Source organism: Pseudomonas sp. MF08817 (assembly GCF_059862705.1).
In genome coordinates, this window is the sequence record NZ_JCBCUY010000003.1 from 145559 (window position 1) to 158395 (window position 12837).

Sequence of the window (12837 nt, forward strand, 5' to 3'; positions counted from 1 at the left end):
ATTCGGGTTTACGCCAGTTGGCTGATGTAGGTCCCTGTGCCCTTGAGGATGTTTTGCAAAGTCAGTTCCACTTCTGCCAAGTCGCCGGCGGCGGTGCTGTGGTGAATTTCCAGATGATCGTCGCCATTGAGGGCGTCGTTGTCGCCTGCGGCGATTTCGATCAGCAGGTGAGTGGGGCTGAGGGTGACCTTGACGCCTTCAAGGGTTGAAGGTTCGCCGTCTAGGGTGATTTCCAGTTCGTCTTCGTCGGGGTAGCGGGTCATCAGGAACATGTCGCCCTGGTTGCTGTGGCAGCACAGCATGGCCATGTTGTCTTCTTCGTCGTCGCACGGGTTGGCGATCAGGTGGGCGGTGGTCATTTGCATAGAGAGATTCCTGGCTCCAAGAGCGGTGTGTGAGCGGGCAGGGTGCGATTCTGCCAGCCTCGGGGGATTTCTGCTGGCTTGTGTTGGCGGGACGCTTTATGGGCGGCAGGCTGGGTGTCGGTCATTTCATGCGCTTGCTGGGTGCGATTCATTCGTTAAAAACAGTGTTTTCCTACGTGACTGCTAGGGTTGTTCCAGGGTCTGCCCAGTGAGCAGCGTGCCTGTGACCGAATATGTCGCAGCACCGCAAGCAGGCGCGTTGCCGCACTCGTTAAGCTGCGCAACGGATGGACACCTGTAAAGGCATTGGCGGCACGCCGCCAGTCGCTTTTGCAGATGCCCATCTGCCGTGAAGGGGGATGTGACCTGGCGGTCATGTCCGGCTTCATCCTCCTGCCGTCCTGCAACGCTCTACCCGAGCATCAGGACCAGGATGGCGACTCACCCCGCAAGGGGTTGCACGCGACGCTTCCATCAATAACAAGCCCAAGCGGAGTACCACAGATGGCGTTTTTCACCGCAGCCAGCAAAGCCGACTTCCAGCACCAACTGCAAGCAGCACTGGCCCAGCACATCAGTGAACAGGCACTGCCACAAGTGGCGCTGTTCGCCGAGCAATTTTTCGGCATCATTTCCCTGGATGAACTGACCCAGCGTCGGATGTCCGACCTGGCCGGTTGCACCCTGTCTGCCTGGCGCCTGCTGGAGCGTTTTGACCACGCCCAGCCCCAGGTGCGCGTGTACAACCCCGATTACGAGCGCCATGGCTGGCAATCGACCCACACCGCGGTCGAGGTGCTGCACCACGACCTGCCGTTCCTGGTGGACTCGGTGCGTACCGAGCTCAACCGCCGGGGCTACAGCATCCACACCCTGCAAACCACCGTGTTGAGCGTGCGCCGCGGCGCCAAGGGCGAGTTGCTGGAAATCCTGCCCAAGGGCACCCAGGGCGACGACGTGCTGCAAGAGTCGCTGATGTACCTGGAAATCGACCGCTGCGCCAACGCCGCCGAGCTCAATGTGTTGAGCAAGGAGCTGGAGCAGGTGTTGGGCGAAGTGCGGGTCGCAGTGGCCGATTTCGAGCCGATGAAAGCCAAGGTCCAGGAACTGCTGACCGGTCTGGACCACAGCCGTTTTGCCATCGACGGCGATGAAAAAGCCGAGATCAAGAGCTTCCTGGAATGGTTGGTGGGCAACCACTTCACTTTCCTGGGCTATGAAGAGTTCGTGGTGCGCGATGAGGCCGATGGCGGCCACATCGAATACGACCCGTCGTCGTTCCTGGGCCTGACCAAACTGTTGCGCGCCGGCCTCACCGCCGATGACCTGCGCATCGAAGACTACGCCGTCAACTACCTGCGCGAACCGACTCCGCTGTCGTTTGCCAAGGCTGCGCACCCAAGCCGCGTACACCGCCCGGCCTACCCCGACTACGTGTCGATCCGCGAGATCGACGCCGATGGCAAGGTCATCAAGGAATGCCGCTTCATGGGCCTGTACACCTCCTCGGTGTACGGCGAGAGCGTGCGGGTCATTCCCTACATCCGCCGCAAGGTCGAGGAAATCGAGCGCCGCTCGGGCTTCCAGGCCAAGGCGCACCTGGGCAAGGAACTGGCCCAGGTGGTCGAAGTGCTGCCCCGCGATGACCTGTTCCAGACCCCGGTGGATGAACTGTTCAGCACCGTGATGTCCATCGTGCAAATCCAGGAACGCAACAAGATCCGCGTGTTCCTGCGCAAAGACCCCTACGGCCGTTTCTGCTACTGCTTGGCCTACGTGCCGCGCGACATCTACTCCACCGAAGTGCGGCAGAAAATCCAGCAAGTGCTGATGGACCGCCTCAAGGCCAGCGATTGCGAGTTCTGGACCTTCTTCTCCGAGTCGGTGTTGGCGCGTGTGCAGTTGATCCTGCGGGTAGACCCGAAGAATCGCCTGGATATCGACCCGCTGTTGCTGGAAAAAGAAGTGGTGCAGGCCTGCCGCAGTTGGCAGGACGACTATGCCAGCCTGGTGGTCGAGAGCTTTGGCGAGGCCCACGGCACCAACGTGCTGGCGGACTTCCCCAAGGGCTTCCCGGCCGGCTACCGCGAGCGTTTCGCCGCGCACTCGGCCGTGGTCGATATGCAGCACTTGCTGAACCTGACCCAGGAAAACCCGCTGGTGATGAGCTTCTACCAGCCCCTGGGCCATGTCACCGGCCAGCAGGAGCTGCACTGCAAGCTGTATCACGCGGACACGCCGCTGGCGCTGTCGGACGTGCTGCCGATCCTGGAAAACCTCGGCCTGCGTGTGCTGGGTGAGTTCCCGTATCGCCTGCGCCACAGCAACGGCCGCGAGTTCTGGATCCATGACTTCGCGTTCACTGCTGCTGAAGGCCTGAACCTGGATATCCAGCAGCTCAATGACACCCTGCAAGACGCCTTCGTGCACATCGTGCGCGGCGACGCGGAGAACGACGCCTTCAACCGCCTTGTGCTCACGGCCGGCCTGCCATGGCGCGATGTGGCGCTGCTGCGCGCCTACGCTCGCTACCTCAAGCAGATCCGCCTGGGCTTCGACCTGGGTTACATCGCCAGCACGCTGAACAACCACACCGACATCGCCCGCGAGTTGACCCGGTTGTTCAAGACCCGTTTCTACCTGGCGCGCAAGCTCAGTGGCGATGACCTGGATGACAAGCAGCAGCGTCTGGAGCAAGCGATCCTTACCGCCCTGGACGATGTCCAGGTACTCAACGAAGACCGTATCCTGCGCCGCTACCTGGACCTGATTAAGGCCACGCTGCGTACCAACTTCTACCAGACCGACGCCAAGGGCCAGAACAAGTCTTACTTCAGCTTCAAGTTCAACCCCCATGCCATTCCAGAGCTGCCCAAGCCTGTGCCGAAGTTCGAGATCTTCGTCTACTCGCCACGGGTCGAAGGCGTGCACCTGCGCTTTGGCAACGTTGCCCGTGGCGGCCTGCGCTGGTCCGACCGCGAAGAAGACTTCCGAACCGAAGTCCTGGGCCTGGTTAAAGCTCAGCAAGTGAAGAACTCGGTTATCGTGCCGGTGGGCGCCAAGGGCGGTTTCCTGCCCCGTCGCCTGCCCTTGGGCGGTAGCCGGGACGAGATTGCGGCCGAAGGCATCGCCTGCTACCGCATCTTCATCTCGGGCCTGTTGGACATCACCGACAACCTCAAGGACGGCACCTTGGTGCCACCGGTCAACGTCGTGCGCCATGACAACGACGACCCGTACCTGGTGGTGGCGGCCGACAAGGGCACCGCGACCTTCTCCGATATCGCCAATGGCATCGCCATCGATTACGGCTTCTGGCTCGGCGATGCGTTTGCCTCGGGCGGCTCGGCAGGTTACGACCACAAGAAAATGGGCATCACCGCCAAGGGCGCATGGGTGGGCGTGCAGCGCCACTTCCGCGAGCGCGGCATCAATGTCCAGGAAGACAGCATTACTGTGGTCGGCGTGGGCGACATGGCTGGCGACGTGTTTGGCAACGGTTTGCTGATGTCTGACAAGCTGCAACTGGTGGCCGCTTTCAACCACTTGCATATCTTCGTCGACCCCAACCCTGAACCCGCCAACAGCTTCGTTGAGCGCAAGCGCCTGTTCGAGCTGCCGCGTTCGGCCTGGAGCGACTACGACACCAGCATCATGTCCGAGGGCGGCGGTATCTTTTCGCGTAGCGCGAAAAGCATCGCCATCTCGCCGCAGATGAAAGAACGCTTCGCCATCCAGGCCGACAAGCTGACCCCAACCGAACTGCTCAACGCCTTGCTCAAGGCACCGGTGGACTTGCTGTGGAATGGCGGCATCGGTACTTACGTCAAGGCCAGCACTGAAAGCCACGCCGATGTCGGCGACAAGGCCAACGACGCCCTGCGGGTCAATGGCAACGAACTGCGCTGCAAAGTGGTGGGCGAGGGTGGTAACCTGGGCATGACCCAGTTGGGCCGCGTCGAGTTCGGCCTTAATGGCGGTGGTTCCAACACCGACTTCATCGACAACGCCGGCGGCGTGGACTGTTCCGACCATGAAGTGAACATCAAGATCCTGCTCAACGAAGTGGTGCAGGCCGGCGACATGACGGACAAGCAACGCAACCAGTTGCTGGCCAGCATGACCGACGAAGTCGGTGGCTTGGTGTTGGGCAACAACTACAAGCAGACTCAGGCCTTGTCCCTGGCGGCCCGCCGTGCCTACGAGCGAATCGCTGAGTACAAGCGCTTGATGAACGACCTCGAAGGTCGCGGCAAGCTAGACCGTGCCATCGAGTTCCTGCCGTCCGAAGAGCAACTGGTCGAGCGCGTCGCGGCGGGCCAGGGCCTGACCCGTGCTGAGCTGTCGGTGCTGATCTCCTACAGCAAGATCGACCTCAAGGAAGCCCTGCTCGGTTCCCAGGTGCCGGACGACGACTACCTGACCCGCGACATGGAAACCGCGTTCCCGCCGATGCTGGTGAGCAAGTTCGCCGAAGCGATGCGCCGTCACCGCCTCAAGCGCGAAATCGTCAGCACCCAGATCGCCAACGACCTGGTCAACCACATGGGCATCACCTTCGTCCAGCGCCTCAAGGAGTCCACCGGGATGAGCCCGGCGAACGTGGCCGGCGCCTATGTGATCGTGCGTGACATTTTCCATCTCCCGCACTGGTTCCGTCAGATCGAAGCCCTGGACCACCAGGTCTCGGCCGACGTGCAACTGGAGCTGATGGACGAACTGATGCGCCTGGGCCGCCGCGCCACGCGTTGGTTCCTGCGCAGTCGGCGCAACGAGCAGAACGCTGCCCGTGACGTCGCGCACTTCGGCCCGCACCTGGCCGCCCTGGGCCTGAAACTCGACGAACTGCTCGAAGGGCCGACCCGCGAAGGCTGGCAGACCCGCTACCAGGCTTACGTCGAAGCTGGCGTGCCCGAGTTGCTGGCGCGGATGGTGGCCGGGACCACGCACCTGTACACCTTGCTGCCGATCATCGAAGCGGCGGACGTCACTGGCCAGAATGCGGCCGATGTGGCCAAGGCCTACTTTGCCGTGGGCAGCGAGCTGGACCTGACCTGGTACCTGCAACAGATCAGCGCACTGGCGGTGGAAAACAACTGGCAAGCCCTGGCCCGTGAAGCGTTCCGTGATGACATCGACTGGCAGCAACGGGCGATCACCATCTCGGTCCTGCAAATGGGCGACGGTGAGTTGGACGTGGAAGCACGCCTGGCGCTGTGGATCGAGCAGCACCATGGCATGGTCGAGCGCTGGCGCGCCATGCTGGTGGAGTTGCGTGCCGCCAGCGGCACCGACTACGCCATGTACGCGGTGGCCAACCGCGAGCTGCTGGACCTGGCGTTGAGCGGTCAATCGGTGGTGTGAACCGCTGATTAGCCTTAATAAAAAGCCCCGTATCGCGAGATACGGGGCTTTTTTGTGTGCGCTGGGCGGGGGCGGGATCGCTTGGCCTAGGCTTCAGATGCCGATATTGCCCAGGGTCTGCACTATGTTGCGTAAGGTGCTGGCCAGGGCGGGGTGGTCAAGTTCAAAGCGTTCCACGGCCAAGTTCACATTGTCGGCCAGGCTGGTGTTCTGGGTCTGGGTTTCGAGTTCGATCTGCGCCTCGATCTGAGCCATCAGCTCGTGCAAATGGCCGCGCTCTTCTTGTGAAAGGGGCGGGTTTTGCTCCAGTTGCTCGCGCAGTGTATTGAGCTGTTCTTGCAGGTCGCGGGCAGGCATGGCGTTCTCCTTATAGATAGTCACTGGCATGGACCGCACCGGGGGGCGAAAGGTCCATGCCTACGCCTTGCAGAGTAATGCACCGGCAGGCCGCGTGCATGATCTCAATCAACATTGATCGGTCAGGGCTTTTCGCCTTTGAGGCGGCGCAGGCTGATGTCCGCCAGGCAGGTGGGCAGGTCGCCCAGGTGATCGATCACCGAGTGCACTCCCAGGTTGAACAGTTGCAGGGTGGCCTTGCCGCGTTTTTGCTCCCGTTCCTGCTGACTGAGGGCCTGCCATTGGCTGGGCGCCAGACCACACAGCGAACCACAGGACGCCAGGCCGATGGTCCACAGCCCGGCATTGAGGCCCGATTGCAGCAGGCGTGGTTCACCGCTGACCAGCACGCAGCCGTCCAGGCGTTCGACGTTCAAGGCCATCAGCGCCGCCCAGCAGGCGTGGGGCGTCGGCCACGGGTGTTGGTTGGGGGCGGCGACGATGCCTTCGGGCAGTGATTGGGCCAGGTGCGTGCAGGTATCGGCCGCTAGCTCATCGAGCCAGGCGCAGGGAATGCCTTGGCTGCGTAACGCATTCAGGATGTCCAGCGCGCCGGGCGTGGTGTGGATGGTTTCGCCGCCAGCGTCCTGGTGGCGGGTACGGGCACCGAAATCCACTAGGCAGCCACTGAGGCCAAACAGCACGGCGGTGAGGGTGGGAACGGGGCCGGGCAGGGGGGCAGCATGGAGCATGGGCAGTGCCTCTGAAATGGTTTCATAGGCTAAGGCCGATCGATGACAGTCCGGTGACGCCCAGGTGACGGTGGCACGGCCGTTTACAAGTGCTGCCTAATCGGCCGATCCGCCTTATACTAGCGAGCTTATTGCCTGGGCCCAGCGCCCGAGACAGTCATTACCAAGGAGTTTCTTATATGCGCTGGAGCCATCGTCTAGCTCAGCTATGTGTTTGTTCCAGTGTGCTACTGGCGCCGTTTGCGGTTCAGGCCGCCACGCAGGAAGACCCTTGGGAAAGCATCAACCGCCCGATCTACAAGTTCAACGATGTGCTCGACACCTACGGCCTCAAGCCGCTGGCCAAGGGTTATCAAGCGATCACCCCGCAGTTTCTCGAAGACGGCATCCACAACATGTTCCGCAACGTCGGTGACGTCGGCAACCTGGCCAACGATGTCTTTCAGCTCAAGCCCCAAGCGGCGGGAGTGGATACGGCGCGGTTGATCTTCAACACCACCTTCGGTCTGTTGGGCTTCTTCGACGTGGGCACCCAAATGGGCCTGCAACGCAACGACGAAGACTTCGGCCAGACCCTCGGCTATTGGGGCGTGCCCAGTGGCCCGTACCTGATGCTGCCGTTCTTCGGCCCCAGCACCTTGCGCGACGCGCCGGCCAAGTACGTCGACAGCTACGGCGAACCCTACCGTTACATGGACCACGTACCGAGCCGCAACATGGCCATCGGCATGGACGTTATCGACACTCGTGCCAGCCTGTTGTCGGCCGAGAAGCTGATTAACGGCGACAAGTACGTGTTTATCCGCAACGCCTACCTGCAGAACCGCGAGTTCAAGGTCAAGGATGGCCAGGTCGAAGACGACTTTTAAATCCGGCGATACTTATAAAGAAGGCGGCCCTCGGGCCGCCTTCTTGCGTTGCAGTGGGCTGTCAGTTCATTTTCAGGATGGTCAGCCCCAGCCTTTGGCTTTCATCCTCGGCCTGCTTGACCCACACCACCTCGGTCTCGGCCTCCAAACCCGCCAGTGCCGGGTACTCGGAATCGATCTTTACGCTGAGCTGGTCACCGACCTTAAAGGCCCGCGGCGCCTGGACCTGCATGCCGCTGCTGGAAAGGTCGATGCAGACTGCTGAAATGACCTGGCCTTCGTGAAGGAGGGTGACATCGGCATCGACGCGCATGCGGATGTAATCACGCTTTTCACTGTAGTCACGATTGTTTTGGCTCATGGGCTTTGTCCTTCGATTCCGTTACGGATTTGCCTGTTCTTATAACTCCCGGTGATTTGTGCTGTAAAGACGCCTGGTGACCATCGGCATGAGCTTGAAACCCCCGGCGGATGGGAGTACCGTCTGCGCCTTACAAGGGCACCTCTGACTCACGGGCCACCGGGAAACCTCCCGCAGCCGCGAGCCAGAGAGGCTAGAAAGCGAATCTAAGTAGTGCAACCCAGGTCCTCGACCGGTGCGCCTACGCCAACCTCATTCTGGCGCCGTTTGCCCACATGCAGAAAACCAGTGCCACGCTGCTGATAATCGATGACGACGAAGTAGTGCGCGAAAGCCTCGCCGCCTATTTGGAAGACAGTGGATTCAGCGTCCTTCAGGCCGGTAATGGCCAGCAGGGTCTCAAGGTCTTCGAGCAAGCCCAGCCCGACCTGGTGATCTGCGACCTGCGCATGCCGCAGATGGGCGGCCTGGAACTCATTCGCCACGTTACCGACCTTGCGCCGCAGACCCCTGTGATAGTCGTCTCCGGTGCCGGTGTAATGAACGATGCCGTTGAAGCCTTGCGTCTGGGCGCCGCCGATTACCTGATAAAACCCCTCGAAGACCTCGCCGTGCTGGAACACTCCGTGCGCCGGGCGCTCGACCGGGCGCGCCTGCTGCTGGAGAACCAGCGCTATCGCGAGAAGCTTGAGACCGCCAACCGCGAACTCGAAGCCAGCCTCAACCTGCTGCAGGAAGACCAGAACGCCGGGCGCCAGGTGCAGATGAACATGCTGCCGGTCAGCCCTTGGGCCATCGACGAATTCCAGTTCGCGCACCAAATCATTCCGTCGTTGTACCTGTCCGGCGATTTCGTCGATTACTTCCGGGTCGATGAGCGCCGCGTGGCGTTCTACCTGGCCGACGTGTCCGGGCATGGCGCGTCGTCCGCGTTCGTCACCGTACTGCTCAAGTTCATGACCACGCGCCTGCTGTTCGAGTCGCGGCGCAACGGCACGCTGCCTGAGTTCAAGCCCTCGGAGGTACTCGGCCATATCAACCGGGGCCTCATCAGCTGTAAGCTGGGCAAACATGTCACGATGGTCGGTGGTGTCATCGACGAGGAGACGGGTTTGTTGACTTATAGCATTGGCGGTCATTTGCCATTGCCGGTGTTGTACACGCCTGACAGTGTTCGTTATCTCGACGGGCGTGGGCTTCCGGTGGGCTTGTTCAACGAGGCCACCTACGAAGACCACGTACTGGAACTGCCGCCAGTGTTCAGCTTGACGCTGATGTCTGATGGCATTCTGGACCTTTTGCCCGAACCGACACTCAAAGAAAAAGAAGCAGCCTTGCCCGAACGGGTGAGAGCAGCGGGCGGCAGCCTGGATGGCCTGCGGCAGGTTTTTGGATTGGCCACGTTAGGGGAGATGCCGGATGATATCGCCCTGATGGTGTTGAGCAGGAATCTTCAATGAGTACCGGTAGAATCCAATTCGCCGAGCAGGACGGCACCTTTGTCCTGAAATTCGTCGGCGAAGTGCGCCTGACCCTGTGTTCAGCGCTGGATACGACGATCGAGCGGATCTTCACCGCGCTGAACTTCTCGGCGATCGTCATCGATCTGACCGAAACCCGCAGCATCGACAGCACCACCCTGGGCCTGCTGGCCAAGCTGTCGATCCTCTCGCGCCAGAAGGTCGGCCTGTTGCCCACTGTGGTCACCACCCACGAAGACATCACCCGGCTGCTGGAGTCCATGGGGTTTGACCAAGTGTTCAACATCGTCGATCACCCGGTGCCATGCCCCGAGTGCCTGACCGACCTGCCGGAGCAGGATCAGTCCGAAGAGGTGGTGCGCATCAAGGTGCTGGAGGCGCACAAGATCCTCATGGGCCTGAACGAGTCCAATCGCGAAGCCTTCCACGACCTGGTCAATGCCCTAGAACGGCATTGAGACAGAGCTGACAAAAAAAGGCGACTCCCCAACGGGCGTCGCCTTTTTCATGCCTGCGATTGGGCTGCTTGCCGGTGGGCCCGTGCCGCCAGGGCGACCTCGGCGGCCAGTCAAGGCGTCGGGCGCTGGGGCTTGACCGAGGTGCCGAAGGTGTTGCCCATGCGCACGCTGGTAGCCGCCGGGGTGGCGAGGCCGACCTGGTTGGGTGGGCGTTTGTGCACCGGCACCTGCATTGCCTCCTGGTTTTTCTGCTGGGCGGCAGTGCCATCGGGGTTGCTCAACTGCTGGCTCAGGCAGTTGTAGTCGGGGGCCTTGTAACCATTGACCTGTACCTCGACGCAGTTTTGTTGCCCCTCTTGCGCTTGGGCCCAGGGCAGGGTACCGGCCATCAGTAGGCTGCAGGTGAGTACGAGCATTCGTTTCATATCGGGCCTCCTGGCCTGCCCCCGAGAGAGGGGCATTAAGGGCTTGAGTCTACGTCATGGCGTTTTGATAGGTGATGATGGTTTTTTTGCAGTGGCCGTCATACCAGATTCATAAACAGCCTTCAGGATGACGGTTTTCAGGGACAGGCCGCCGTGCAGCAAGGCAAAGCCAGGGTCGGGCGTCGAGGGATGGTGTACACGCTATTGGCATTGTGCGTGGTTTGGGTTTGCGCGCCCGCCCAGGCCGCGCCGGTCGAGCTGGACATTCCCGCCCAGGACCTGGCCGCTGCCCTGGCGCAGTTCAGCCACGCCACGGGCATGGCGGTGCTGGTGGATCGCGAGTTGACCCAGGGTCGTCGTTCGTTGCAGGTCAAAGGCCGCTACAGCGCTGGCGAGGGGTTGGAGCGGTTGCTCACTGGCAGTGGCCTGATGGCCCGCTACGCCCGTGCCGACGCCTTCACCTTGCAAACGGCGCAGGTGCGCGACGAAGCGCCCCCGGTTACAGGCAAAGGCGCGGGCGCGGTCGCGCCGGGCAGCAGCTATGCCACGGTCATTCAGCGCAGCATCGAGCGGGCCTTGTGCCGCTCGCCGCTGACGCACCCCGGCAGCTTCCGCGCGGCGTTGCAGGTGTGGGTGGGGCGTGACGGGCGGGTCCAGCATAGTCGCCTGCTGGCCTCCACCGGCGATGGGGAGCGCGATGGCGCGCTGTTGGAAAGCTTGCGAAACCTCAGGATCGACCGGGCGGCGCCCAGTTCATTGCGCCAACCGGTGACCCTGCTTTTACTGCCGGACCAAACAGGGGCACGCATGGAATGCAAAGAACAGGAAGGAACCTGGGGGCCATGAAAACCAACGGGCAAAGCGCGATGGTCAGGTTGTTCCTGAGCTCCTACGAGGACTTTCGCGAGCGCCTGCGCCGGCGCCTGGGGTCGGAGGACTTGGCCAACGACGTGCTCCACGAAACCTACCTGCGGGTCGACCGCATGGACGAGCCGCCCAACCTGTTGCAACCCAACGCCTACCTGTACCGCATGGCGCTGAACATCGCCGCCGACCGGCGCGAATCCGATGCGCGCCTGTTGACGGGCAGCGAGGTGGAAGAGCTGCTGCACATCAGCGATGAAACCCTCGACCCGGCGCGAGTGGTGGGCGGGCAGAAGGAGGTCCAGTCCTTGCTCAGCGCCCTCTACGAGCTGCCGGCGCGGCGACGGCAGATCTTCATCGCGGCGCGCCTGGAGGAAGCCCCGCACCTGGAAATCTCCCAGCGCTTCGGTATTTCCACGCGCATGGTGGAAAAAGAACTCAAGGCCGCCCTGGGCCATTGCGCCGCGCGCCTGGAAAGAAAAGTCATTCAGCGGTTCGGTCCCGGTGCGGGAAAACCGTCATGAAAGAAGAGCCCCGCACATTTTTCGAGTATGTAAGCGTTTGAACATCCTTCCCTTCCCCAAACCCCCGGCGCCACCGGACGCCCGCTTGCAGAGCGAAGCCCGGGATTGGCTGGTTTTGCTCACCTCCGGCACCGCCAACGCGGCCGATGCCCGGGCGCTGCGCCAATGGTGCGCGCAAAGCCCCGAGCACGCCTTGGCGTTCGAGCAGAGCAAAGCCCTGTGGCAAAGCCTGAAACCGGCCGCTGAACGCCTGCAACAGCAAGCGCAGCCGCGGCGCTTTGGCCGGCGCGCCTTTCTGGGTGGGGCGATTGCTGCCTCGCTCGGTGCCCTGTTGCTGCAAACCAGCCTGCCCGGCGGCGTTGCTGGGCTGGGCGCCGATTACAGCACCCAGGTCGGGGAACAGCGCGGCATCGATCTGGCGGGCGGGGATCGCATCGAGCTCAACACCCAGACTCGCCTCAACCACCGCACCGCGCCGGACGGCGGCCAGGGCCTGGAACTGCTCAGCGGCGAAGTTGAAGTGCTGGCGTGTAACACGGCACCCCTCAAGGTGCGAGCCGGGGCCGGCTGGGTCAGCGCCGCCCAGGCTCGCGTCAACGTGCGCCACACCGAGCAGAGCGTGTGTGTGACCTGCATCGAAGGCACGGTGCTGCTTGACGTGCAGGGCCGCAGCCTGCGCTTGCACGCAGGGCGGCAACTGACCTACAGCAGCCAGGAAGTAGGCCTGCCCCAATCCGTGGACCCCGGCGCCATCAGCGCCTGGCGCCAGCGTGTGCTGGTGTTTGAAGATGCGGCCCTGGCCACCGTCATCGACGAAATCAACCGCTACCGCCCCGGCATGTTGTTGCTGCTCAACGCCCAGGTCGGCCAGCGTAAAGTCCAGGCCCGCTTCAGCCTCGACCAACTCGCCGGCGTAGCCCTGCTGATCCGCGACGCCTACGGCGTGAAAATCACCCAGTTGCCGGGTGGGGTAGTGTTGTTGGGGTGACCCGGCGCTGGTTCATCAGCTTCTTCTGTGGGCTTGTACTTTCTGTGGGA

12 protein-coding genes are annotated in these 12837 nt (G+C 62.2%); 7 read left to right on the forward strand and 5 right to left on the reverse strand.

The window, feature by feature from the left end; all coding sequences use genetic code 11:
• Positions 1 to 8: 8 nt before the first annotated feature.
• Positions 9 to 365 carry a hypothetical protein gene (locus AC19YR_RS03360; RefSeq protein ID WP_095108507.1) on the reverse strand — a complete coding sequence of 119 codons (357 nt, stop codon included), beginning with the start codon at positions 363 to 365 and terminating at the stop codon, positions 9 to 11.
• Between the two features lie 504 nt (positions 366 to 869).
• On the opposite strand from AC19YR_RS03360, the gene AC19YR_RS03365 reads away from it, so the two are divergent.
• On the forward strand, positions 870 to 5729 hold the full coding sequence (locus tag AC19YR_RS03365; protein WP_500597139.1) for an NAD-glutamate dehydrogenase: 4860 nt from the start codon (positions 870 to 872) through the stop codon (positions 5727 to 5729).
• A 93-nt stretch (positions 5730 to 5822) separates the two neighbouring features.
• Here the strand turns inward: AC19YR_RS03365 and AC19YR_RS03370 are convergent, their stop codons facing one another.
• Positions 5823 to 6086: a DUF4404 family protein gene (locus tag AC19YR_RS03370; protein ID WP_500597140.1), complete on the reverse strand. Its 264-nt coding sequence runs from the start codon at positions 6084 to 6086 to the stop codon at positions 5823 to 5825.
• 122 nt (positions 6087 to 6208) lie between these two features.
• Entirely contained in the window at positions 6209 to 6817 is a 609-nt protein-coding gene (pcrP, locus tag AC19YR_RS03375; protein WP_095108504.1) for an HAD superfamily inactivated hydrolase PcrP, read from the reverse strand.
• Positions 6818 to 6996: 179 nt separating this feature from the next.
• Here pcrP and AC19YR_RS03380 point away from each other — a divergent pair, with 179 nt between their 5' ends.
• Positions 6997 to 7686 carry an MlaA family lipoprotein gene (locus AC19YR_RS03380; RefSeq protein WP_095108503.1) on the forward strand — a complete coding sequence of 230 codons (690 nt, stop codon included), beginning with the start codon at positions 6997 to 6999 and terminating at the stop codon, positions 7684 to 7686.
• 61 nt (positions 7687 to 7747) lie between these two features.
• On the opposite strand, the gene AC19YR_RS03385 is transcribed toward AC19YR_RS03380, so the two are convergent.
• Positions 7748 to 8047 (reverse strand): PilZ domain-containing protein, encoded by a 300-nt coding sequence (locus AC19YR_RS03385; RefSeq protein ID WP_095108502.1) that lies wholly within the window; start codon positions 8045 to 8047, stop codon positions 7748 to 7750.
• Positions 8048 to 8322: 275 nt separating this feature from the next.
• On the opposite strand from AC19YR_RS03385, the gene rssB reads away from it, so the two are divergent.
• Both rssB and rssC read left to right on the forward strand, forming a co-directional pair.
• A complete protein-coding gene (gene rssB / locus AC19YR_RS03390; protein WP_095108500.1) occupies positions 8323 to 9507 on the forward strand; it encodes a two-component system response regulator RssB in 1185 nt (394 codons plus the stop codon).
• The gene (gene rssC, locus AC19YR_RS03395) at positions 9504 to 9986 is read left to right on the forward strand and encodes an anti-sigma factor antagonist RssC (protein ID WP_095108499.1); all 483 of its coding nucleotides are present in this window, start codon (positions 9504 to 9506) and stop codon (positions 9984 to 9986) included. The genes rssB and rssC overlap by 4 nt, the downstream gene beginning before the upstream one ends.
• Before the next feature lie 110 nt (positions 9987 to 10096).
• Here rssC and AC19YR_RS03400 read toward each other — a convergent pair whose 3' ends face one another.
• The gene (locus tag AC19YR_RS03400; protein WP_095108498.1) at positions 10097 to 10411 is read right to left on the reverse strand and encodes a hypothetical protein; all 315 of its coding nucleotides are present in this window, start codon (positions 10409 to 10411) and stop codon (positions 10097 to 10099) included.
• A 189-nt stretch (positions 10412 to 10600) separates the two neighbouring features.
• On the opposite strand from AC19YR_RS03400, the gene AC19YR_RS03405 reads away from it, so the two are divergent.
• The 3 genes from AC19YR_RS03405 to AC19YR_RS03415 are packed head-to-tail and all read left to right on the forward strand — an operon-like array spanning position 10601 to position 12787.
• On the forward strand, positions 10601 to 11257 hold the full coding sequence (locus AC19YR_RS03405) for an STN domain-containing protein (RefSeq protein WP_500597143.1): 657 nt from the start codon (positions 10601 to 10603) through the stop codon (positions 11255 to 11257).
• A complete protein-coding gene (locus tag AC19YR_RS03410; protein ID WP_095108496.1) occupies positions 11254 to 11799 on the forward strand; it encodes an RNA polymerase sigma factor in 546 nt (181 codons plus the stop codon). The genes AC19YR_RS03405 and AC19YR_RS03410 overlap by 4 nt, the downstream gene beginning before the upstream one ends.
• A 37-nt stretch (positions 11800 to 11836) precedes the next feature.
• The gene (locus AC19YR_RS03415; RefSeq protein WP_500597145.1) at positions 11837 to 12787 is read left to right on the forward strand and encodes a FecR family protein; all 951 of its coding nucleotides are present in this window, start codon (positions 11837 to 11839) and stop codon (positions 12785 to 12787) included.
• Positions 12788 to 12837 lie beyond the last annotated feature (50 nt).